Below are 22,550 nucleotides of genomic sequence, written 5' to 3'. Positions count from 1 at the left end.
AAGTAAAAATTCAAAATATAAATGTTAGAAATTGATCCTAAACAACAACTTTTCCCTGAAATTATAACTATGATGGATGGTCAACCCATGCCAGATGCTGAAGTTATAGTGTATCAAAAATTTTTTAATGCTTTAGAAAGCGATCAACTCTTTCAAGAACTCTTAAACGGAATAAACTGGCAACAAGATAAAGTAAAATTTAATGAGCAAGAAATTGGTATACCTAGACTTACAGCATGGTACGGTGACGAGGGTAAGTCTTATAGCTATTCAGGAATGGTTAAGCATCCATCTACTTGGAATCCCACATTATTAAGAATTAGAAGCAGAGTTGAAAAAGTTGAAAAAGTAAATTTTAATAGCGTTCTTCTTAATCTTTATCGAAGTGGAAAAGACCGAGTTTCATGGCATAGTGATGATGAGGCTGAACTAGGTAAAAACCCAATTATAGCTTCAGTGAGCTTTGGAGAAACTAGGCGATTTCAATTTAGACACAGAATCAACAAAACTTTAGACAGAATCACAGTCAATCTGACACATGGTAGTCTTCTAATTATGAAAGGCTCAACTCAACATTTCTGGCAACACCAAATACCAGAAGCTGCAAAATCACTGAAGGAAAGGATAAATTTAACCTTCAGGATAATAATTTAAATCTAATGATAAATCTAGTTTTTTATTTGAGGGCAAGTTATCTAGTATATTTAATAAGGCAAAAATGAAGTAAGAGACCAGTTTTATATAGAGAAGATGTGCTGAATTGATGGCATTGAACTAAATCCATTCAAAGATCAACAACTGATAAATGCTAAACTGATGTGATTAAGTGAGCCAACTGTTTAACGAAATTTTTCTAGAAACAGCAACCTGCGGTTTTAAAGAAGAAACTGGCTCTTGGGAGATGGATATCGTTTTGCCAGAGGAGCTATCCCCAAGTTGTCTTAACAATTTTACTTGTACGATGATTCGTTATTTCTTAATAGCCTTTCACCAGCTATGCAAGCCTATAGAGATCCGCTATGAGTCCACATCTTTCAGTTCAAATAGTCAAATACAAGAATTTAAAGAAGGGCTGGTTAGTCCAAGTAGCAAAAATAGCCATGAGCAACTTGTGAAGGATATGCTATCAGCGTTAGGAAATGCTGAAAATTCGTATTTTACCCATCTCTTTCTGGATTGTGATCTGCAAGTTTTTATCCCAGACATAAAGGGTATATTACATCAAGTATGGGTGCCTCAGTCGGGGATGTTTTATCTTGGCTATGTACTGGAAGATAATGAAATGGGACTATTAGTGCCAACAGAGGGTTCAATTAGTTTTTTCACTTCTATCGATGTTTGGGTGGAAAAAACATTAGATTCAAGTGTACGCTGGCGGAGTAATTATGCTTGTGCTATTCAAAACCAACCACTACTAAAGGAAGCTCTAGAGAAGTGGGAGAATTTAGTTGGAAAGCCAATTATTGAATGGAATTCCCGTTATTATCGCGATCAAATTTTCAAGTACGGCTTTAAGAGCAATGAATAACTACTATTCAAACTAAATGAACTATACAGGAGAATAACTATAGCAGTCCTATGACTGCTGGTTGTTTGGAAGTTGCCATTGCATTTAATTCCCAAATAACGGGTCAATAGCCAGAAGTATCTGAGCGATTAAAACCTCTATTACTCAAAGCAAAAACTGTTATGAGTGCCATACCTCAATTCCTTGATTGTTGAAGGAAAAGAGATACCACTATCTCCATAATGTTTACAGGAGAATAACCATGTTTTTCAAAACCGCAGCTGCCGCATTCTTTTTAGAGATTGGAAGTAATGACCATTCATTAGGGGAGTTATTAACACTGGCTGGAATGCAAAATCAGGAACATCTGGATGAGCAGGAAAAGAGCGCTTCAGCTATCCATGACCCAAGCGTTGAGGTGATTTATGGGCATTGGGGCGCTTTTGGAGGTGCTTGGTCACGGCTTGATAAATTAGAGCGTCACAACTGCCTGCAAATCTATTTCTCCATGAACCATTACCTTGACTTCCGCCCTGACATAGGAATGAATGACAACTTCTTACCACTAGAGCAAGACCCAGCGCTACCAATGGTATACACATTCCGGGATGCTTGTGAGCGATTGCAAGCAGAAGTAGCTTTTTTAGATACCCATGCTCACTATGGTGATGAAGTCTGGGAAAATCGGGGTGGTAGCCGAGACTGGATTATCAAAAAGTACTCTATACTGCTGGATTTTGATATTAATGGACTGGCTGATGAAAGGTTTGGGCTTTTGTATCTGAATGATTACATGAGCGACCAATGGGACTCTGATCCCATGCGCGATGAGCGTGATGCCATACCACTTTCTCAAGGACGCCTAGTGTTTGCCAGACGGGGTTGGGCACGGTTGGCGTAACGTTTTGAAATCATCATGATTTAACCCAAAAGCTTATCTGAATTTTCTCAACTACTGAATCAGGAGACACCACCGTTACTGAGGTAGTATTTTATATAGAAAAACCTGAGTAATGCCTAGATTTTATAAACAATGACAGAAACGCTATTATTAACCGTCAACAATCACCCTCTTACCCTCGCTGAGTCCCTTGCTTATCTCCGGGTTGCTGGCAAACTGCAACCTTTCTTAATGGAAATAGTGCAACAGTATATTCTTAAACAAGAAACTTCTGCGATCGCAGATATTGATATTGATACAGTAGAGCAATATATCATCGATTTTCGGCTGCAAGAGCAACTTGTCAAACCAGAGAAATTCGCGCAATGGCTGACCACTAACGGCATGAATTTCGCTGATTTTCGGGCATCCGTCGCTTTTCAACTCAAAGTAGACCAACTCAAAGCCCAAGTTGCAGAACCCAAACTTGAGGAATATTTTACCCAAAACCAACGTTTACTAGAGCAAGTTGTTTTCTCTCGTATTGTTGTAGACAATTCCAACTTAGCCCAAGATTTACGCCAGCAAGTTGAGCAAAATGGCGCTGATTTTAACCAACTCGCCAAACTACACTCTGTTGTAGATGATGCTGTAGTCGGTGGTGTCATGGGAGCAATTAGTCGTGAAGAAATGCCTGATTTCATCCAAGCAGCGACTTTAAATGTTACCCCTGGTCAAATAATTGGCCCTTTTGAAATTGATGATCTCTACTGCTTGCTGAAAGTGGAAGAAGTCCTCAGTGCGACCTTAGAAGGAGAACTGAAACAAGAGCTAGAAAATCAAATATTTGAGGAGTGGTTGCAAGAGAAATTACAACAAATGAATGTCCAGCTTGCTATTGAATGATGGAGTTAGAGTGAAAGTAGCTTTACCAACGCCTACGCTTTGCTCACAACTTCATTTTATTCTAGGCGATCGCTCAAAATATTAGCAGTCAAATTTAAAATTCCAAAATCATCGTTCTCAAGACTAAATTACAAGTTTTATCTATGGTAATTCAAGCCCAAAAAGTAATTTCCGAGAATCTCACAAATTTTTTCCAAAGTTTACTAAATCGTGGTTTTGATTATGCCATTAAAGAAAGTAATCCCGCATCAATTGGCGAAATTGCCAGCTTTTTTCGGGAACTGTCGGAAACATCCTCAAAGATTTCATCCCCAGATACTAATCCTAACCAACCAATTTTTAATGCTCTACTTAATTTCTTCAGACAAGATAATTGGCAATTTCAACAGCTAAAACCTGAGCCTGTCCTGCGTATCCCTTTTCAAGGTAAAAACGGTAACTGGAATTGTTATGCTAAAGCTAGAGAAATACAGCAGCATTTCGTATTTTACTCTATTTGTCCCATTACAGCCCCAGAATCTAAGCGTGAAGCTATAGCAGAATTTATTACTAGGGTTAATTATGACATGATTATCGGCAATTTTGAACTAGAGTTTAGTGTTGGAGAAATTCGCTACAAAACCAGTGTTGATGTTAAAGATGAGAGACTTAGCTTTAAGAGCATCAAACATTTGGTTTACACTAACGTCAATATGATGGATAAATATCTCCCAGGAATTATATCTGTAATTGCTGGTGATATTTTACCTACATCTGCGATTAACCAAATTGAACCAAATTCAAGTATTTACCAATCATCAGATAAACAGGAAGAGTTAGCGTTTAACTCTTCCTCATCCTCGCAACCAGATATACAGCAGCAGGAAAAAATACCTGAGAGAAAATCTCATATATTAGCAAGATTAACACCAGATGAAATTGGTCAATTACATCAAGCATTGCAAGTGCTGGAACCTTATCAGCGTAAACAAACTCAAGCAATCATAGAGAAAGTCAAAAGATTAATGATTGCTAGATTGGATGATTTAGGAACAGAAGTATTTGATGAAGCATTTACTTTATTTAAAAGAGTTAAATTTCCGGCAATAATTCTTAAATTAATTCAACGTTATTCAAGAATGGGGGGACAAACAAGATTATTTATCCAGCAATTACAAGATTGGGTTAAACAATCTGGAGAAGTAGCCGATAATTCTGACATCAACCTAGCGATAGAAGATTTGGAAGAACTATTTGGGAAAATTAACAAGCGACTGGAAGAACTACCTACAGATAAGTTGCTAGGTGAAAAGGAACTAATATATTTAATTGAGATTGAACAATTTAGAGAGCAGTTAGCCTTTTTTACGAGATTTATCAAAGATATCGAGTAAAATCTAGATATGGGTTGGCTTCTACTTAATAAATCTTACTCCAGTCTTTAGAGGATGTTTGTAAAGTATCAAGTCGTGTCAAGATCCCCCCTAGCCCCCCTTAAAAAGGGGGGAATTGGAGTCAAAGTCCCCCTTTTTAAGGGGGATTTAGGGGGATCTCAATATTTTTGATACATCACCAAAGACTTTTAAAACATCCTCTTACAACTTAGGCAAAATTTCTGGTAATAAATGCCCAGGAACTTTGGATAAAGCTAGATTTTGTCCTTGTATTCCTAATTCATTATGGAAAGTGCGAATTGTTTTGATCACATAAGTGAAGGTTGCTTGATAAGCTTCTGGTTGTTCGCTTAACCCATTTAAGGCTTGTAAATGGTTGTCTAAGGCTGCTTCTAAATGTTTAGAAAGTGCTTTTTTGTTACCATTAAAATATTTATCTGTTACTAGCTGATAATGGGCTAGTCCTAGGTTATTGTATGTGGCAAATAAATCAAAACTTAAGGGGATACCGCTAAGTGTTTGAGCTAGCAAAACGGCTTCTTCATAAGCGGTGATGCATAGTTGCAGAAAATTCTGCCGGTCTTCTTTAGTTGCTTGAGATAAATTTGCTATATGCCAGTAGGCAGTGCCAAGGTTATTTTGTGTGGCAGCATAAGCGCTGGGGACATTGGCAGGGGTGCGATATTTTAGCGCTTCACTGTAGACATAAATTGCTAGTTGGAGGTTTTCTTCTGGTTGTTCGTATTGAGCCAGATTCCAATAAGCAGTGCCGATGTTGTTTTGAATCATGCCATACTTTAGCGGTTCCTCGTCGGGATTGTAGTACACCAGTGCTAAGTTGTAAGCTGCGATCGCTTTTTTGAGATGGATCACTGGCTCATTATATTGTCCTAAATGCCAGTAAGCAGTACCCAAATTGTTCTGACAAGCAGCATACTTCAATGAGTCCATTTCCGCTGTACGGTAGCGCAAAGCCTCACCGTAAGCGACAACTGCTTGTTCCCAGTTTTCCACAGGGTGAGAAAAACGTGCTAAATCACCGTAAGCTGTTCCCAAATTATTTTGCACCCGCGCGTAAGTTTCCGGCTGTGCCTGGGGTGAGATCAGCTTTAATGCTAACTGATAAAATTCTATTCCCTGCTCAATGTAAGTTTGTCCCTCCTCAGAATTGGCAGGTGTGCGGTACAGCATCCAGTAGAGTGTACCCAAGTCATTTAAAATATCTGGCAGTTGCGGTGAGGTGTCGTCATAGCTGATTGACTCTTGATAGGCAATAATTGCCACCATCAAGTTTTCTAGGGTTGATTGTCCTTGCTCAATGCGGAGACGATATAAGTTCCCTAAATGCTGATAAGCTGCTGCTAGTGACTCCCCTGAAGCCTGCTGTGAATGTAATTGCTCAATTTCCTGGAGAATTTGCTGTGGTTGCCAGTTATCTTCTGCGTCTTGAGTAATATTCGTGTTAATCGTGGCAATGACTAGCTCAGTTAACTCTTTGCTAATATGAGACAAAGAAGATAGCGATCGCGTACTAGTCTCACTAACATATCTCACAGCAGAATCTTGCTGCTTGGTTGCAGTTGGCGATAAATTCACTATTGATGGCACTCTTTGCTGGGGTTTATGTCCGAGATTGACTGGTGTTTGTGTTTGTAAATTGTCATTTTCCGCAAACTTCTCCTCCTTGGCTGTTTTTTCTCCGCTGTCTGCTGGGTTGACTAATTCATCTAAAATCGATTGCTCAAGATTCCCTAAATCCAAATTTCTCGAACCCGATAAACGTTCCGGATAATCTCGGCTTTGTTTCATTGGTGTAGGTTCGCCGGCAAATATAAATACACCAGTACGACTGTGCCAAAACTGCGGTGCCGATTGCTGAATGGCAGATAACCAAGGACGCGATACCCACAACAGGATGCTAGATTCTAGGAATTTGCTCGACTCTTGGGTAGAGAAATGCTGCTCACTGAAGCGGAGATATTGTAAAAATAACCGCTGTACCGCTACTGGTTGCTTAGTTAGTAGCTCCACACCAACAATCTGAAATGCTGGTATTGGTAAAGGATGTCCAGGGTGATCTTTTGTTGCTCCAACAATTGGTGGTGGATAATTAGCCAACCATTGATTAATCTGAACTATCGGATTGGGATCGCTTAAATTTAACCGCAATGTAACTAATCGCGGATAGGCTGGAGTGCTATTTTCCCCTATATTTGATGGCTTATATAGCACTTGCCCAACTGGATAAGCCAATGTAGAGTGCAACCGAGCCGCAACTTGATTTCTTAAGTGTAAATCATCACATACAGCTAAAAAGATTTGTCGCCGTAATCCGAGACTGAGGGCAAGTTTCAGGCGCTGATATGCCTGCCGATTCCAAGTAAAATTATTTGTGTGTGCAGTGTCATTCACGCTCATGGCGGCTAAAGAAGCCCAAACACATTGTACATTGCCTCACGGGGCGCATCCAAATAGCTGAAAAATCTCATGATGATAGTAATTTTCAAGTAGATATTTTTCTGCTCAGGATGAATATAGCCCTAAAGGCTGGATTTAAAGATAAAAGTATATTATTATACCAATAATCTCATATAATTCTAACAAAAAACAAAAAACTCAGGCTCTACCTAAAATAGGAACCTGAGAGACTGAAGAAATTAAAATTTATGAAGATGGTTGATGCTTAACCAGCATTGGAGACAGCGAAGGCAACAAAAATCAAGCCACCGACAAATACTGCCGCAGTGATTCCTAAGATAATATAGGTGCGCTGTTGCCCTCGATTTGGTGGTTCTGCTTGATAAACCTTCGGTTCACTGGCAAAATTATTGACCAAACCGCCTTCTTCGTTTGTATAAGGCATGAATTAATTCCTTGTAATTTTCTTTTATTTTATGTTACATAAACACAATATCCGCTCTCATAATACTCGATAAATCGTTACATTAGTTATAATTTAATTATTACAGGTTTAAATTAAGCTTACATATTGACAAAATAGACAAAATCTGTATAAACACCTCTGTCAAGAGTTATATATTAAGCTTCAGTTTGCTGCTTCCTCTCCCTCTGGAGTAGGTTTAATAGGCTTTATGACAATATAGATTTTGCTACACTGTTAATAGGAAGTTAGTATTTCAATCTAAATTGAATTTTCATAATTATGCAAAGAATCTCTATAGAAAATTTTGGACTAGTTAAGAAATTTGAAGCAGATGTTACTGATGTCATGCTATTAATTGGCCCGCAAGCAAGCGGTAAAAGCACAATTAGCAAGACAATTTTTATGTTTAAATCTATCGGAGATGAAATAATAAATAATATTTTTTCTCATAATATAGAAAATCTTGCTAATCCTGTTTATACAGTTTTAAATCATATAAAAATAAATTTCTTAGACAGTCTTGGCATGAAACAGGATGTTGAAACATTCAGCATTACATATAAATATTCAAACAGCAAAGAAATAACAATTTGGAAGTATAAAGATGATCTAGATATAGAATTAACTCCTATTCTTAAGAAGGAATTAACTCTGCTGATCAAAGACATCATTGAGTACAAAATTATCTACAAAAATCAACAGAACAAACATAAAACATTGGAAGAATTAAGAGAATTAGAAGTAGACAGAAGAATTTACTTTAGAGATTGTAAATCACGCATTGATAATTTATTTGAAGATACCCACTATCCGGTATTCATACCTTCGGGTAGAAGCCTGATGTCTACGTTAACTGATCAACTGCGAGATATAGAAAAACCAAATACTTTAGATTATTTCACAAAAACTTTTGTTGAAAGAATTAATTTATTAAAGCCTTCCTTGACAGATGGTTTAAATTCTCTGAAAGAACAGATTTTTTTACAAATTGGTACTGATGTAAACGATGTTAGATTTGCTGCTTTTTTAGTCAGGAAAATATTAAAGGGAGAATACAAGTTTAATGGCGATAATGAAAGAATTTATATTGATAATAATAAGTATGTTAACCTAAATTATGCATCTTCAGGACAGCAAGAATCTATTTGGATTCTTTTGCTGATATTTAAGTATATCTTAGACGGAACGAGTGTGTTTACAGTATTTGAAGAACCGGAAGCACATCTTTATCCAGAAACACAAAGTGATATTGTAGAACTTATTGGTTTATTTGCCAATCTTAATAATAATCAAATAATTATTACTACTCATAGCCCATATATTCTATCATCTTTTAATAATCTGTTGTATGCTCACCAAGTTGCTACAAAGAAAGCTGGTAGTGAGCAAGAAGCTGTGGAAAGTATTGTAAATAAGAAGAGTTGGATTGCTCCTGCTCGTACTTCAGCATATTTTATTTCTGAAAATGGCTTTGAGTCAATTATGGATGAAGAACTTAAACTGATTCAAGCTGAAAAAATAGATAGCGCATCTAGTATAATTAACAACAAGTTTAATGACTTGTTTAATCTAGATGACTGAGTATGTGTAACGATTTTTTTAGAAAAAGTAAATGTAAGGAATTTTGTGATAAAAGAGAAAAAATAGTGGCAAAAGATATTAACAATAAGCAGGAATATAGACTCGATAATTCAAATAAGCTGGAAATTTGTAAACTTAGGGTAGATGGCTGCTTAATCACAGATCAAGAAGGAAAAAAATGTGATTATTTAATATTGGCTTGTCAAGATAAACTAGCCTTTTTTGTGGAATTAAAAGGACAGGATTTAAAAGAAGCAATTGAACAAATAGATTCTGCTCTTGATAAACTGATTCCACAAATGGCAGATTTCAAGTTTTGTTTTGTGCGCGTATTGTATTGAATAAAACCCCATCTCCTGATATTAATAGTACTATTCAAAAAAAACTTATGAATCGGCTCAAAAAACTAAATGGTGATAATAGTCTTGAGTTGATTAAGTATAAAAGTAAGGTATTAAAAGAAAGTATTTGAATAGACATTAATATTGCTATACAGAACACCACCCCCAATCAGCTGAAAATTGCCATTAGGATGGCTTATTTAGGTTTTTTGATTGTCGGACTTAAACCTACCGGCAATAAACTCTCGGTTATGTAGATGTTTAGTTTTACGCTTGGTAACTCGTTCGCGCCACATCAGAAAGCTGGATTCCTTCATTTCACGCCTCATTAAGGCAATTACCTGTTTTTCTTGTAGGTCAAACTGAGTTTCAATTGCATCAAAAGGTGTTCTATCTTCCCATGCCATTTCAATGATGCGATTTATAGTTTCAGTGTCAAGATTTGGTAGCTTCATTTTTTGCTGACTAGGGCGAATTTTGATCTCCAGATAATAAATATATTTTACTCTTTTTCATGTATGGGAAAAAGCGGTGTGGATGTTCTTCCCGCTTTATTGCCGTTAGCGCAGAAAGTAGGGCATGATCTTTATCTGTTGCGGTGCGTTAGGAACGCACCCTACGAGATTAAATCCGGGATACTAACCAGTAATCTTGCCTGTCAGCGGCGAACTAGGGCTGGCGTAGTCTTTAACCGGCATCCTTCCTGCCAGATATGCCAGACGACCGGCGACGGCTGCGAGATTCATCGCGTGAGCCATAACTGGCGGGTTTTCAGAAAGTGCGATCGCACTATTAATCAACAAAGCATCTGCCCCCAACTCCATCGCCTGGGCGGCTTCTGAGGGCGAACCAATACCCGCATCTACTACTACTGGAATCTTGGCATTTTCAATAATAATCTGAATATTGGCAGTTGTTTTCAGCCCCTGTCCCGAACCAATGGGCGATGCTAAAGGCATTACCGTCACACAGCCAACCTCTTCTAAACGCTTGGCTAACATCGGATCAGCGTTGATATAAGGCAACACAGCAAAGCCTTCTTTAACTAATTGTTCTGCTGCTTGCAGTGTGCCAATCGGGTCAGGGAGTAAATACTTAAGGTCTGGTATTACTTCTAACTTGACAAAATTATTATCTTCCTGTCCCAATAATTTTGCCATTTCCCGCCCTAAACGGGCCACACGAATCGCCTCTTCGGCAGTTTGACAACCTGCGGTATTGGGTAACATCCAAATTTTCTGCCAATCTAGTGCTTCAGCTAAACCTTCATGTCCAGCTGCTTTGGTTTGTACCCGTCGCACGGCTACAGTCACAATTTGGCAACCACTAGCGGCAACACTTTCTTGCATTTCCTTGATGCTGCGATACTTACCAGTTCCCGTCATCAAGCGGGATTTAAAGGTTTTGCCAGCGATAATCAGTCCTGAGTCTTGAATGCTGAATTCTGAAGGCTGTAGAGATAGGTTTTTACCGTTTCCGTTGGAGAAATTGGCAGGGTGAGTAAGCATGGTTGGGGAGGTAGATGGCTGGCGGTGAAAGCGCGAATAGTGAAAATTAGCTAGTAGGGGATCTGACTTTTGTGACCAAATCAGATCGGCAATCAATGCTGCTGTTATCGGTGTGAGCAAAATCCCATTGCGGTGATGTCCAACGGCAAAGGTTAAATTTTTACAGTGGCTATTGCCCAAAATTGGTAATTCATCGGGGGTAGCTGGACGAAATCCCCACCAGAATTTAAGTATGGGGTAATGTTCTAATTGGGGGTATAGGCGAATGGCTGCTTGTAATAAGCTTTGAATACCGGCTGGGGTATTGTGGGGAGTAAAGCCGACATCTTCGCTTGTGGCTCCAATAATGATCGAACGATTGCGCCTGGGGACGATATAAATATCTTGCCCATATAGTACTCGCGTCAAGGGTAATTCCGGCACAAATTCTGGTATTTGTACACTCAGCATTTGCCCTTTGCGGGGACTGACGGGTAGTGGTAATAATTGATTTGACCAAGCGCCTGTAGCTAAAACATATTCGGCGGCGCGCATATCCCCAATATTGGTTTGGACACCGACGACTTGGCCTTGTTGTTGCCTAATAGCTTCTACTGTCACGCCGTCTTTGAGTTCCACACCAAGAGACTCGGCAGTTGCCCACAGTACACCAGCTAGAGCTTGGTTGTCAACTTGGGCGTCTTCAGGATACCACCAGCCACCAAGGACTTCTGCACCCAATCCTGGCTGATATTGATGAATTGCTGCTTGATCTAACCAATAAGCGGGTGATTCAGGGGAAGATGGGGATAAAGAGGGGTTTTTCTCATCCTGGTGTTGATAAACGGGTGCTAAGATACCACAGGGCCAATACCCGGTATTGAGACCGGTGAGTTCTTCGAGCTTGCGCGTCCAGTCTGGATATAAAGAACGCGATCGCCAACATAAAGACAGCATTGCCTGATTTTGGATGTTTTCCGCATCTGGTGCCAACATCCCAGCGGCAGCGTGGGCAGCCGCAGCCCTGAAATCGCGGCAAAGTACGGTGACATTTGCCCCACGCAATTTTAGTTCGATGGCGATCGCCAAGCCAATAACGCCGCCACCAATAATTAAAACATCACTAGTCATTAGTCATTAGTCATTAGTCATTTATTATTAGTACATAACTAATAACTCATAACTAACAACTCGTAACAATAACTCATAACTCGTAACTAACGACTAGCAAAGGCTACCACAAAGCGCGAATTGGTTCTTTATCTTGATTGATATCCCCGGATGGAGTGGTTGTTGATTGAGCTTCTGTTGCTGAAGGTTCCGTAGTGGTGTCTGATGAATTATCAGTATTTTGTGCAGTTTCCGTGGAAGCATTATTCTGGGCAACGCTACGCCGATTCTCAATTGCCGAATCATCATTCCCGCTAGCAGTGCTACTCCGGTTTTCAACTGCCGAATCATTATTCCTGCTGGTAGTGCTACTCCGGCTTTCAATTGCCGGATCATTCCTACTCGCTGTACTATTAACATTGATATTAGCCGGGAGAACGCCCTCTGCTCGGCGGACTGGCGGAACTTTAGCGCTTTGTTGTCCGCCCATCGGAAAATTGATGCCAAGCAGTGTACCTAGCAAAATTGCTAAACCCCCAGCCATCAGAATTAAAGGTGTCCATCTACCCATCTTGTTTCTCTCCTTTTTAACCGAATGGTGTCCACACTATTTGAGAACCTTGGCCCCAAAATCCCTCAAACTTTGTCACTTTTACATCATCGTCTAAAACCTCAGTTTGACAAGCTAAACGCAGGTCTGATGTAGGAGAATGGGGAGGAAGAGAGCGCCGCGTTTTGTCACGCCAATTCGCTGCGGATACTTCGCCTTCTACCTTAACCGCACAGGTACCACAGCTGCCAATACCTCGGCAGTTTATAACCTTAGCATTGCCGTTATAAAGGTCAATACCGTTGTGCAGCAATATCTTCCGCAAATTGGCGTGGCTTTGGCACTCAATTGTTTTACCTTGAGCTAGTACCTTGGGCATATTTAGATTACCAAACTGGCTTTTTGTTGTATATTGGCACATCGCCTCGAAAGTTGTCTCGAAGGTCTCAGTCTTATGACCATAATTCCCTCATCCCAACTTTGGCTCTATGACACCACTCTACGGGATGGCACTCAACGCGAAGGGCTATCAGTGTCCATAGAAGATAAGTTACGCATTGCCCGGAGACTCGATCAACTGGGTATTCCCTTCATTGAAGGCGGTTGGCCTGGTGCTAATCCCAAGGATGTACAATTTTTCTGGCAACTCCAAGAAGATCCGCTCAAACAAGCAGAAATTGTTGCTTTTTGTTCGACTCGACGCCCCAACACCACTGCCGCCGAGGAACCGATGCTGCAACCTATTCTGGCTGCGGGTACTCGTTGGGTAACAATTTTCGGCAAGTCTTGGGATTTACACGTCACAACAGGACTCAAGACGAGTTTAGAAGAAAATTTAGCGATGATCAGCGATACGGTTGCATATCTCCGTTCTCAAGGACGTCGCATTATCTACGATGCTGAACACTGGTTTGATGGCTATAAGCATAATCCCGATTATGCTTTACAGACATTAGAGGCAGCAGTGGCAGCTGGCGCTGAATGGGTAGTCCTCTGTGATACCAATGGCGGCGCTTTACCCCATGAAGTTACTCAAATAGTGGAATCAGTCAAAAGTCATTTGTCAAATCTCATTTGTCAAATACCAATGACTAATGACCAAGGACAAAGGACTATTCCCCAAATTGGCATTCATACTCATAATGATTCGGATCTAGCGGTGGCTAATGCCCTAGCAGCAGTCATGGCCGGGGCGACAATGGTGCAGGGTACAATTAACGGTTACGGTGAACGTTGTGGTAATGCTAACCTCTGTTCATTGATTCCCAATTTACAACTGAAGTTGGGTTATGGCTGTATCGGTGAACACCAGCTTTTGCAACTTACAGAAGCTAGTCGCTTTGTGAGTGAGGTGGTAAATCTTGCCCCTGATGAACACGCGCCTTTTGTGGGACGTTCGGCTTTTGCTCATAAAGGTGGGATTCATGTATCAGCGGTGGAACGTAACCCTCTAACTTATGAACACATTCAGCCGGAACAAGTGGGGAACCGTCGGCGGATTGTGATTTCTGAACAGTCAGGACTAAGTAATGTTTTAGCCAAAGCGCGGGCTTTTGGCATTGAACTGGATAAAGAGAAACCAGAAGCGCGAGAAATTCTCCAACGGATGAAAGATTTGGAGAGTGAAGGCTATCAATTTGAAGCAGCTGAGGCGAGTTTTGTGCTGTTGATGCATGAAGCTTTAGGCGATCGCCAATTGTTCTTTGAAGTCAAAGGTTTTCAAGTACACTGTGACTTGATTGAGGGTAAAGAATCTACCAATGCCTTGGCAACAATTAAAGTCACTGTCAACGGTAAAAATATTCTGGAAGCAGCGGAAGGTAACGGCCCGGTGGCAGCTTTAGATGCTGCTTTACGTAAGGCTTTGGTTAACTTTTACCCCCAGATTGCTACTTTTGAGTTGACAGATTATAAAGTCCGGATTCTCAACGGACATACGGGGACAGCGGCGAAAACTCGTGTGTTGGTAGAATCACGCAGCGGACTACAACGCTGGACAACTGTCGGGGTTTCAACAAATATTTTAGAGGCTTCCTATCAAGCGGTGGTAGAAGGCTTGGAATATGGTTTGTTGTTGCACTCCCAAACAGCAGCGGCGTTGAAAATTTAAAACCTTTTTGGGGAACAGGAAAAGGTCAACAATATGGGATTCAAAAAAGTTGTACTTTTCCGCTGTTCCCCGAATTATTATTCTTTCTAAAAAAATATTCATGCTGATTGTGTAAATGTGAAAGCAAGCTTTAACTAGGGTATTTTTTTTAAATAAAAGCCAAATAAAACCTTTTTAGTTAAGAGTTGAGACTTACTCATGAAATTAGCATCATTGACAAATGTTTTGGCTGCGGGTGCGATCGCACACGTCTACACGTAGGGGCGCGGTTTCCGCGCCCTCTTCCGCGCTTTAATGGAAATTATCCCAAGCCTGAGCAACCAATTTACTTAGCCAGCGCCGTTGTTGTCGATCTAACACAGGGTCATCCTCTAACACTTGGGCTGTTAAATCTTCCAAGGATTTGCCCTCAGCGCGGATAACTTTGACGACTCCAGCGATCGCCGCAGCCACTAGTTCTTCATCAATTGGCTGTTGTCGCAGGGCAAATATTTCTTGGGGACTGTCTGGGATGGGATAATTCATGGCGTGGGTTTACAGAAATACAACAAAATGAACAATAGATTTGACAAAATATTACAATCTCTTAACTGAATCTTTATGCAACTGATAGGGCGGAGTCTAGCGTATTTTCTGCCTTCGTCAAATCCGTCTTGGTGAGTAGATCGATTGTCCATGTCAGAAGAAGATGAAAGAAATCCTTTATTTAGAAGTTCCTACACCAGATACAGCGGCTGTACTTAGCTGGCTACAAGTTGATTTCGCACCAGAGACTGGGGAAAAAGTACTAACACCAGAAGGCTTATGCTTGAGAATTCCGGGGATAAATACAATCGCTGGCGAGGATGTTTCGGAAAACTTGCCAGATGAACTTTCTCTATTTGTCTGGTCTGTGCAGCGTACCACCTATCTCAAGGTCTTCCGTTGGGCAGATACACCCTTTCCTCATGAGGGAAAAATCCTGCAACGGCTGACTGCGGAAATCAGAAGCCGCTTTCCTCATAGCTACCCAGAACCGCCAGCAATTGATTTGTCCCAGCAATCAATTTTTGAGGCTCTAGGCTCTGTTTACCCCCTTACCGTCAAGTATTTTCAGAAAATGCCCAACGGGGAAAATGACCTCAAGCGTGCTTACTGGTGGGAGCAACGCTGGCGCGAAGGGGTGCGACAACCCCAAGAACCTCGGCAGGTGGTGTTTTCCTCTACCGATCAGGCGATTAGGGGACAAGTGGGAATTTCTCCCTTGTCTCCTCCCAATCCCCAACCCCCAATACCCAATCCCCAATATGACCTGATCTACATTGGTGGCGCTTTAGGGGCAATCCATGCGGCACTGATGGCAAAATTGGGATATAAAGTCCTGTTGGTGGAGCGACTACCTTTTGGGCGGATGAACCGGGAATGGAATATTTCCCGCGATGAACTTCAGAGCTTAGTGAATTTGGGTTTGGTGACAACTGCCGAGTTAGAAACCATTATTGCTAGAGAGTACAAAGATGGTTTCAATAAATTTTTTGATGCCAACAATCCTCCGAAACTGCGATCGCCTATCTTACACACCCCGACAGTCCTAAATTTAGCCTTAGATTCCGAAAAGTGGCTGCAAATGTGCGGACAAAAGCTGCAAGCTACGGCGGGGGAAATTTGGGATCAAACGGAATTTATCCGTGCGGATATCAGTACATCACAAGTTGTGGTGACTGTCAAGCATTTAGTCACTGGCAAGGAGCAGCAAGTTAGTGGGCGACTGCTAATAGATGCGATGGGAACCGCTTCCCCCATTGCTTGGCAATTAAATGGTGGTCGGGCTTTTGATAGTGTCTGTCCAACGGTGGGAGCGGCAATTGCCGGGGGATTTGAGCCGGGAGTGTGGGATTCCCAGTATGGGGACGTTTTGTACAGTCACGGGGATATTTCGCGGGGTAGGCAGTTGATTTGGGAATTATTTCCTGGGGCTGGCGAAGAACTGACGATTTATTTATTTCATTACCACGAAGTCAAGGCAGAAAATCCTGGTTCCTTGCTGGAGATGTACGAGGATTTTTTCACGATTTTGCCAGAGTATCGCCGCTGCGATCTTGACAAACTGGTGTGGAAAAAGCCGACATTTGGCTATATTCCGGGGCATTTTAGTGTTGGCAGTAGCGATCGCACAATTGCCTTTGATCGATTAATGGCGATCGGTGATGCCGCCTCACTCCAGTCTCCCCTAATCTTCACCGGCTTTGGTTCCCTAGTACGCAACCTAGAGCGCTTAACAACACTGTTGGATACTGCCCTCAAGCATGATCTACTGAGTTTCCGACACTTGAATAGAATTCGCGCTTACCAAAGCAACGTTTCCGTAACTTGGCTATTTTCTAAAGGCATGATGGTACCCACAGGGAAATTTATCCCGCCGCAACGGGTTAACTCCATGCTCAACACCTTCTTTGGGCTGTTAGCCGACGAACCGCCAGAAGTCGCAGATAACTTTATTAAAGATCGGTGCGACTGGTTGACTTTTAACCGCCTAGCCCTGAAAGCAGCGAGTAAAAATCCCGCATTGCTGCTGTGGATTTGGCAATTGGCTGGTCCAAGGGATTTGCTCCGGTGGCTAGGGAGTTATTTCAACTTTAGCCGTCATGCCCTCGTTAGCGTCTTGCTGAGTCCCTGGTTGCCGCGCTTCCTAAAATTGAGCAAATCTTGGTTAGAACCCCGCTATCCGGCTTTGTGGCTGCATTTGCTGGGGATTAACTACGCGATTTCTACAGGCAAACCGCGATCGCGAAATCAGGTAGAACAAGTCAGCCCAGAAGCAGTAGTTCAAATTAGTCATTAGTCAACCCCTGCGGGATAATTCAAAATGCAAAATTAAAAATTAAATAAAGGTTATTTAATTTTTAATTTTTATTTGCTTAATTTCCCTTTTGGCGAAAATTCGGCAGTTCCACGGAAGCCAACGACTTGCGCCCCTTAGGTGGACGCTCTGGATAAACTACTGGTGAAGGTGATTTACTGTCGCTAATATATTTACTTAACGGCTCTGGAGAAACATCACTCGCCGGCAATTGTGGAGTTTCTAACCAATAATCCTCAATTTCTACAGCAGTTGTCTCAATATCTGGAGAAGCAGCAGATGCTTGTGAGTCCTTCGCTAGTGAGATTGGCGAATCTACCACCCAGGTAGTATAAGTATTAACAGCGGGATTGATTTCTGCCTCAAACTGCTCTTGAAGACCAGTTTCTGGTTCCTGATCATCCTCTAAGGTTGCCAAAGTTTCCCAGATTGGCGCCTCAGCCTGACGGCTATCTGTATTATTTTCCGCAACCGGATCTGCTGGTGATGTAGATGCAGGCTGGGAGACAAAAAACATTTGGATCAGACTATCTAGTTGCTGGTCTAGATTTGTTGACCCCGAAGCCAAAACATCTGCCGGTGTAGTCGGAGAATCATCAATTTCTGGCGTAGGGGCAGTTTCGACTGCTGTTGGTGGAACTTGTTGATTTGCCAAATTCTCAGGCGATGATGGAACCGGAGCCGGGTAATTTTTTCTGTATGCTGGTGTTGAAGATTCTCCCCAGGAATTATCTAGATGACCACTCACCGATTCTGGTTCTGCTGACCAAGGTTTGATTGGCTGTGCATTGGGAAACAAAGACCGAGCCTTCCGAGAAAATCTTGATTGTCCGCCGGCTATATCATGGGGATGATTGGCAGTATCATCTAGAGCATCATAGCTAGGGACAGGTGTATCTAGACATTTTTCCAGCGCCGCTTTAAATTGCAGCGTTTGGCGTTGTTGTCGCATCAATCTAGTCCGCAACTCCCGACAAGTATTTTCAGATTGCGATATCTGCTGACATTGGTCGCTGTAGTTACTTTGCAGCAGAGAACATTCCCGCTCTAACAGTCCTAGGCGTTGTTGACTAATTTGTAGCTGTCCTTTAAAAGTTTCAATAAAAATTTCTTGGTGTTGAACAGTTTGCACCGCTGTTTCCAACTGTTGGAATAGAGACTTAATCTGCTCTTGAGCTGCGGCTAGTTCCTGAGTCTGTTGGTTGAGCATCGACTCAGTAACGCTGAAGCGAGTTTTTTGCCACTGAAAAACCTTCTCTGACTCAGCAAGCTCATTTTTCAGCTGCTCCACTTGCTCATACAACTCACTATTAGCCCCACGTAACTCATCATTCAACGCCAGCAACTGCTGAAATTCCGAGTCAATAAGCGCTTGAGAGTCCTTTTCAGGCTCTGCAACCCAGTCTTGCGGCGTGGTATCTTCCACAATCTCCACAACCGTGGTTTCGTAAACCTGAGGAGCGGCTGGTTTGAGCATGGGCAAATTTTTCACAGTCTGATCTTCATGAGGTACAACTGAGTAAAAGGGACAAGTCGCCTGCTCTGATTCTGGCGAATTAGCAGAATTTACGGTTTCAATTACAGTCCCGTTGTTTAAGGTGTCAACTTCATTCATCACTCTTGAACCACCCACTTAAAAATATTCAGCATTGCTGGCGTTAGCATTGCTGACCAACTGTGCTCGATCAGGATTTACTCTAGAAGCAAAATTGAACTCTCCCCAAGCATGAGTCATTTTGCATCTAGAACTGATGCTGTCATAACGCCGTTATAACATTCTCAGGTTCATCTGCGTCAACCTTTAGTATCATGGAGGGTTTTAGTCCAAATCCCATAGAGGGTATGAACCTGCATGACTCTGGTAAATGGTTATAATTTAATGACTAGCCTGCAAGTATTTACATAGCAGGCAACCAGATTTCCGCACAGAACCAGAGCAATAATTGTTCGTAGTAAGGACTTCAGTCCTTAAAATGCTGTAGTTGAGCGATAAATCCCTCACTAAGTAGGTAGGCGTAAAAAAATATAAGATAGATCCCAACAACCTCTCCCTAGCCCTCTCCTAATAGGTAGGGGTTAAAAACTGTGTATACACAAGTCTCTCTCAATGCAATTTATGGTTGCGAGAACCGAGGGAACAAAACCTCACCCTGGTTCTGCTACGCACAACCTGTCCCTCTCCTTGTGCAGGAGAGGGATGTCCGTCAGGACTCTTTGAGGTTTTTGAAGACTTTTGGGTAATCAGATAACTTGTGTGTACACGGTAGTAGGATGCGTTCCCTAACGCATCAAAAAAGCCTAAAAAATGTTACAACCAATTGGCGATTGCTGATTGAAAACGACAATTGGGTTTATCTTTTCCCTGCAATGTCTTCTGGTGCAAAGGCTGATCAACGTCCTCCTGTATTGGTAATTAACACAGGTGATGGACAGGTGCAGTTGCTAATTCTCAGCCGTCCCAAAATACGTTAGTTCACCATTTCCTCAGAAATTGGGTATTCATTTTGAATTTTGAATTTTGAATTATCAAGGTAGCCAATGGGGATGAAAGCCGACTAAGGGCAGTTGTTCTGGTGTAATGTCGTTAGTTGTGGCATCAGCGATGGGTAATAGAGGCATTAACCACAGAGTACTACTAGCGATCGCTTCCCCATCTTCGGTTTTCAACGTATTTGCAGATAATGATGTATTATCTGTCACCCCAACTAATTGGTCAAATAACAAGCCCAAACCGTCGGGCGATAAACTCATTTGCACATTTCGCTGCGCGGGGGGTAAGACTAAGAGCGGTTTTTGTTGCCCAGTTTTCAATTCAATCGCCACTAAGTAGGGCTGTTCTATGTATTGTTCTTTTGATACCAACTGCGTCAGCAAGCAATAAAGGGTGGGTGAGGCAGTATCAAACTGGCAACTGAGTATTGAGCCTGTTGTTTTTAATAGTTGTTTCTGCACGCCTTGGTTGGTGACTAAAAACAAATCTCGCGTGTAATCTGTATTAAACTTGACCATTGCCGCTTGTGAGCCGTCTTTAGAAAAAGCCTGCACCAAGCCAAATTGTGGTAAAAAGTCTAGGGGTTTAGTAGCATCTTCTTGCAGGCTTAAGATTGCAGTTCCTTGTCCTTGAGCAACTGCTACAGCTTTACTATCTGGTGTAATGATGAAGTCTCCCCCCGGTTGGCTTTGCAGGCGTTTAGGGGTGGGCTTTTCTCCCTTGGCATTGCTAGTTGTTGGTACATACCACAACCCAAAATCACCGGGATTATCTTTTTTTCCCCGTTGAACAACAATGGTTTGCCCATCGGGCGATAAGTCAAATTTCAGGTTTTGATAGTCTTTATTATCTAAAATTAGATCAACTTTGCTTGCTGGTGCTGCTGGTTTGCCAGTTGTTCCAGAAATGCCCGTTGTGACTGTATATAATTGCGCTGAAAGTAAGTCTTGGTTATTGGTAGTGCGAGCCGAAAATAAAATTTTCTCCCCATCTGGAAATGGCTCAAAGTCCATAACTACCAGGTCTTTGGGGGTGAGGATCTTTTTTTGCTCTTGGCTCAAGTTGTAGAGAACTAACTGTCCTAGTTCTTCTGGATTGACGCCTATATAAAGAATGACGCGATTGCGGGTGTTGAAGATGCCTGTAAAAGGCTGGATAACTCGGTTTTTTCCTTCTCGTTCCGAAAACTTATCTCTAGCTCCTTGCAATTGCACTTTATAATTTGTGCCATAGGGTGCCGGTGTTAGCAATGTATAAACCATCCGCCGTCCTGCCCAACTGACTTTACCGGCTAGAGGCGGATCTATTTTCAAGTTATCCTCTACGCTTTTGGTATCCATTGGGCGGCTAAAAGTGAGGGAGAAGGAACTGTCTTCAGCCCCGATTTGTTGGTTTTGCCAGGTAAAGTTCCGGACGCTAGGCTTGACAGCATCACCTTGCCAAATTATGCACCCAATCAGCACACTCAGCAGCAACATGATGGCGATCGCAATTCGATCTAGTGGTTGAATAAATGTATTAGATTTGGTCATTAGTCATTAGTCATTGGTCATTAGTCATTAGTCATTAGTCATTGGTCATTGGTCATTAGTCATTAGTCATTAGTCATTAGTCATTAGTCATTGGTCATTGGTCATTAGTCATTAGTCATTAGTCATTGGTCATTAGTCATTGGTCATTAGTCATTAGTCATTAGTCATTAGTCATGAGACTAATAGCTATAAGGATTCTTTGGTTGGGGGATGGTTTTTAAGGAATTAGCGGCAATGGTGAGTTGGCGTTTACCTAAAAGATTTTCTGTCACCATTTGTCCTTCTACTTCTAGCCAGATGTCAGGTGGGTATTGATCGCGAGTGCCTTTGAGTTTGACGGGTAAGCCTGCTGGATAGGCATCTGCGGCACAGCAAGTAATTACAAATCTGGCCAAAAACAAATAGTCTTTTCCCATGTCTGGTGGGTGGATGACAAATCCCTGTACCTTCACTTTTTGCCCTGTGTATGAGTCTGGCTCAGGATAGACATTGAGAGTGCGTACCCAGTCGACAAGCGATCGCTCTTCTGGGCGAACGGTAGCGCGAAAAGCTTGGGGTTGGGCGCGTGTTGCGCCTACTAACTCAGTCACACCACCCTGGAGTGCCTTGTCACTGGCAAAGACGCGGGGTGTAATCATTAACCCTAAAATCGCTGCTGTTAACAGCAAGGCACTACCCCAACCAGGGGGAAATAAGCTGAAATGTTGGGTGCTGGGCGGTTCATAACGGCGACGTTGCTGCCAAAGTTGCCCTGCTTTAGCAAAACCGACAATTAGCAAGCCAATGCCCCCCGACATTGCTAACCAAAAGTAATCAGGGTGAATCAATAAATTCAGCTTGTCTGTGAACCAGTATTTCACAATTAAAGCTCCCCAAGCTGTAATTGCTAAGACATCCAGCCAAGGAAGTAACCTATTTTGGATTTGGGATTTGGGATTTGGGATTGAAGTCATTAGTTA

Annotated in this window: 20 protein-coding genes; 10 read left to right on the top strand and 10 right to left on the bottom strand. The window is 41.8% G+C overall.

The window, feature by feature from the left end; all coding sequences use genetic code 11:
• Positions 1–21 precede the first annotated feature (21 nt).
• From CYLST_RS21960 to CYLST_RS32800, 5 genes are all read left to right on the top strand, one after another.
• Positions 22–654: an alpha-ketoglutarate-dependent dioxygenase AlkB family protein gene (locus CYLST_RS21960; protein ID WP_015209933.1), complete on the top strand. Its 633-nt coding sequence runs from the start codon at positions 22–24 to the stop codon at positions 652–654.
• A 172-nt stretch (positions 655–826) separates the two neighbouring features.
• A complete protein-coding gene (locus tag CYLST_RS21955; protein WP_015209932.1) occupies positions 827–1,528 on the top strand; it encodes a hypothetical protein in 702 nt (233 codons plus the stop codon).
• Positions 1,529–1,769: 241 nt separating this feature from the next.
• Complete coding sequence (locus CYLST_RS21950) at positions 1,770–2,408, top strand: hypothetical protein (RefSeq protein WP_015209931.1); 639 nt, start codon at positions 1,770–1,772, stop codon at positions 2,406–2,408.
• Between the two features lie 132 nt (positions 2,409–2,540).
• The gene (locus CYLST_RS21945; RefSeq protein ID WP_015209930.1) at positions 2,541–3,293 is read left to right on the top strand and encodes a peptidylprolyl isomerase; all 753 of its coding nucleotides are present in this window, start codon (positions 2,541–2,543) and stop codon (positions 3,291–3,293) included.
• A gap of 143 nt (positions 3,294–3,436) precedes the next feature.
• The gene (locus CYLST_RS32800; RefSeq protein ID WP_015209929.1) at positions 3,437–4,666 is read left to right on the top strand and encodes a YbjN domain-containing protein; all 1,230 of its coding nucleotides are present in this window, start codon (positions 3,437–3,439) and stop codon (positions 4,664–4,666) included.
• Positions 4,667–4,867: 201 nt separating this feature from the next.
• On the opposite strand, the gene CYLST_RS21935 is transcribed toward CYLST_RS32800, so the two are convergent.
• Positions 4,868–7,084, bottom strand: coding sequence for a tetratricopeptide repeat protein (locus CYLST_RS21935; protein ID WP_015209928.1), 2,217 nt, complete (start codon positions 7,082–7,084; stop codon positions 4,868–4,870).
• A 265-nt stretch (positions 7,085–7,349) separates the two neighbouring features.
• Positions 7,350–7,529: a photosystem II assembly protein Psb34 gene (gene psb34, locus CYLST_RS21930; RefSeq protein ID WP_015209927.1), complete on the bottom strand. Its 180-nt coding sequence runs from the start codon at positions 7,527–7,529 to the stop codon at positions 7,350–7,352.
• A gap of 300 nt (positions 7,530–7,829) precedes the next feature.
• On the opposite strand from psb34, the gene CYLST_RS21925 reads away from it, so the two are divergent.
• Positions 7,830–9,131 (top strand): AAA family ATPase, encoded by a 1,302-nt coding sequence (locus tag CYLST_RS21925; protein ID WP_015209926.1) that lies wholly within the window; start codon positions 7,830–7,832, stop codon positions 9,129–9,131.
• A gap of 65 nt (positions 9,132–9,196) precedes the next feature.
• Complete coding sequence (locus CYLST_RS21920; RefSeq protein WP_157162625.1) at positions 9,197–9,472, top strand: hypothetical protein; 276 nt, start codon at positions 9,197–9,199, stop codon at positions 9,470–9,472.
• A gap of 200 nt (positions 9,473–9,672) precedes the next feature.
• Here the strand turns inward: CYLST_RS21920 and CYLST_RS21915 are convergent, their stop codons facing one another.
• The 4 genes from CYLST_RS21915 to CYLST_RS21900 form a co-directional block, all read right to left on the bottom strand.
• Positions 9,673–9,927: a TIGR03643 family protein gene (locus tag CYLST_RS21915; RefSeq protein ID WP_015209924.1), complete on the bottom strand. Its 255-nt coding sequence runs from the start codon at positions 9,925–9,927 to the stop codon at positions 9,673–9,675.
• A gap of 183 nt (positions 9,928–10,110) precedes the next feature.
• Positions 10,111–12,090 (bottom strand): glycine oxidase ThiO, encoded by a 1,980-nt coding sequence (thiO, locus tag CYLST_RS21910; protein WP_015209923.1) that lies wholly within the window; start codon positions 12,088–12,090, stop codon positions 10,111–10,113.
• Positions 12,091–12,193: 103 nt separating this feature from the next.
• Positions 12,194–12,640, bottom strand: coding sequence for a hypothetical protein (locus CYLST_RS21905; protein ID WP_015209922.1), 447 nt, complete (start codon positions 12,638–12,640; stop codon positions 12,194–12,196).
• Between the two features lie 16 nt (positions 12,641–12,656).
• Positions 12,657–12,998 (bottom strand): 2Fe-2S iron-sulfur cluster-binding protein, encoded by a 342-nt coding sequence (locus CYLST_RS21900; protein WP_015209921.1) that lies wholly within the window; start codon positions 12,996–12,998, stop codon positions 12,657–12,659.
• A 75-nt stretch (positions 12,999–13,073) separates the two neighbouring features.
• On the opposite strand from CYLST_RS21900, the gene cimA reads away from it, so the two are divergent.
• Positions 13,074–14,729 carry a citramalate synthase gene (cimA, locus tag CYLST_RS21895; RefSeq protein ID WP_015209920.1) on the top strand — a complete coding sequence of 552 codons (1,656 nt, stop codon included), beginning with the start codon at positions 13,074–13,076 and terminating at the stop codon, positions 14,727–14,729.
• A gap of 291 nt (positions 14,730–15,020) precedes the next feature.
• On the opposite strand, the gene CYLST_RS21890 is transcribed toward cimA, so the two are convergent.
• Complete coding sequence (locus CYLST_RS21890; protein ID WP_015209919.1) at positions 15,021–15,254, bottom strand: hypothetical protein; 234 nt, start codon at positions 15,252–15,254, stop codon at positions 15,021–15,023.
• A 163-nt stretch (positions 15,255–15,417) separates the two neighbouring features.
• On the opposite strand from CYLST_RS21890, the gene CYLST_RS21885 reads away from it, so the two are divergent.
• Complete coding sequence (locus CYLST_RS21885; RefSeq protein WP_015209918.1) at positions 15,418–17,550, top strand: NAD(P)/FAD-dependent oxidoreductase; 2,133 nt, start codon at positions 15,418–15,420, stop codon at positions 17,548–17,550.
• A 76-nt stretch (positions 17,551–17,626) separates the two neighbouring features.
• Here CYLST_RS21885 and CYLST_RS21880 read toward each other — a convergent pair whose 3' ends face one another.
• Entirely contained in the window at positions 17,627–19,183 is a 1,557-nt protein-coding gene (locus tag CYLST_RS21880) for a hypothetical protein (RefSeq protein ID WP_015209917.1), read from the bottom strand.
• A gap of 656 nt (positions 19,184–19,839) precedes the next feature.
• Here CYLST_RS21880 and CYLST_RS21875 point away from each other — a divergent pair.
• Positions 19,840–20,040: a hypothetical protein gene (locus CYLST_RS21875; RefSeq protein ID WP_041233216.1), complete on the top strand. Its 201-nt coding sequence runs from the start codon at positions 19,840–19,842 to the stop codon at positions 20,038–20,040.
• Between the two features lie 54 nt (positions 20,041–20,094).
• On the opposite strand, the gene CYLST_RS21870 is transcribed toward CYLST_RS21875, so the two are convergent.
• Positions 20,095–21,591, bottom strand: a complete 1,497-nt coding sequence (locus CYLST_RS21870; RefSeq protein ID WP_015209916.1) for an Ig-like domain-containing domain — start codon at positions 21,589–21,591, stop codon at positions 20,095–20,097.
• Positions 21,592–21,770: 179 nt separating this feature from the next.
• Complete coding sequence (locus tag CYLST_RS21865) at positions 21,771–22,544, bottom strand: TIGR03943 family putative permease subunit (RefSeq protein WP_015209915.1); 774 nt, start codon at positions 22,542–22,544, stop codon at positions 21,771–21,773.
• Positions 22,545–22,550 lie beyond the last annotated feature (6 nt).

This window comes from Cylindrospermum stagnale PCC 7417 (assembly GCF_000317535.1).
GTDB lineage: Bacteria > Cyanobacteriota > Cyanobacteriia > Cyanobacteriales > Nostocaceae > Cylindrospermum > Cylindrospermum stagnale.
This window is presented reverse-complemented; position numbering and strand designations above follow the sequence as displayed.

Bases quoted from the DNA above. Each gene is read 5' to 3' on its own strand.
- CYLST_RS32800 (WP_015209929.1), top strand. From the start codon at position 3,437: ATGGTAATTCAAGCCCAAAAAGTAATTTCCGAGAATCTCACAAATTTT.
- CYLST_RS21915 (WP_015209924.1), bottom strand. From the start codon at position 9,927: ATGAAGCTACCAAATCTTGACACTGAAACTATAAATCGCATCATTGAA.
- CYLST_RS21865 (WP_015209915.1), bottom strand. From the start codon at position 22,544: ATGACTTCAATCCCAAATCCCAAATCCCAAATCCAAAATAGGTTACTT.
- cimA (WP_015209920.1), top strand. From the start codon at position 13,074: ATGACCATAATTCCCTCATCCCAACTTTGGCTCTATGACACCACTCTA.
- CYLST_RS21885 (WP_015209918.1), top strand. From the start codon at position 15,418: ATGAAAGAAATCCTTTATTTAGAAGTTCCTACACCAGATACAGCGGCT.
- CYLST_RS21880 (WP_015209917.1), bottom strand. From the start codon at position 19,183: ATGAATGAAGTTGACACCTTAAACAACGGGACTGTAATTGAAACCGTA.
- CYLST_RS21905 (WP_015209922.1), bottom strand. From the start codon at position 12,640: ATGGGTAGATGGACACCTTTAATTCTGATGGCTGGGGGTTTAGCAATT.
- CYLST_RS21900 (WP_015209921.1), bottom strand. From the start codon at position 12,998: ATGCCCAAGGTACTAGCTCAAGGTAAAACAATTGAGTGCCAAAGCCAC.
- CYLST_RS21935 (WP_015209928.1), bottom strand. From the start codon at position 7,084: ATGAGCGTGAATGACACTGCACACACAAATAATTTTACTTGGAATCGG.
- thiO (WP_015209923.1), bottom strand. From the start codon at position 12,090: ATGACTAGTGATGTTTTAATTATTGGTGGCGGCGTTATTGGCTTGGCG.
- CYLST_RS21870 (WP_015209916.1), bottom strand. From the start codon at position 21,591: ATGACCAAATCTAATACATTTATTCAACCACTAGATCGAATTGCGATC.
- CYLST_RS21960 (WP_015209933.1), top strand. From the start codon at position 22: ATGTTAGAAATTGATCCTAAACAACAACTTTTCCCTGAAATTATAACT.
- CYLST_RS21925 (WP_015209926.1), top strand. From the start codon at position 7,830: ATGCAAAGAATCTCTATAGAAAATTTTGGACTAGTTAAGAAATTTGAA.
- CYLST_RS21945 (WP_015209930.1), top strand. From the start codon at position 2,541: ATGACAGAAACGCTATTATTAACCGTCAACAATCACCCTCTTACCCTC.
- CYLST_RS21875 (WP_041233216.1), top strand. From the start codon at position 19,840: ATGCGTTCCCTAACGCATCAAAAAAGCCTAAAAAATGTTACAACCAAT.
- CYLST_RS21890 (WP_015209919.1), bottom strand. From the start codon at position 15,254: ATGAATTATCCCATCCCAGACAGTCCCCAAGAAATATTTGCCCTGCGA.
- psb34 (WP_015209927.1), bottom strand. From the start codon at position 7,529: ATGCCTTATACAAACGAAGAAGGCGGTTTGGTCAATAATTTTGCCAGT.
- CYLST_RS21950 (WP_015209931.1), top strand. From the start codon at position 1,770: ATGTTTTTCAAAACCGCAGCTGCCGCATTCTTTTTAGAGATTGGAAGT.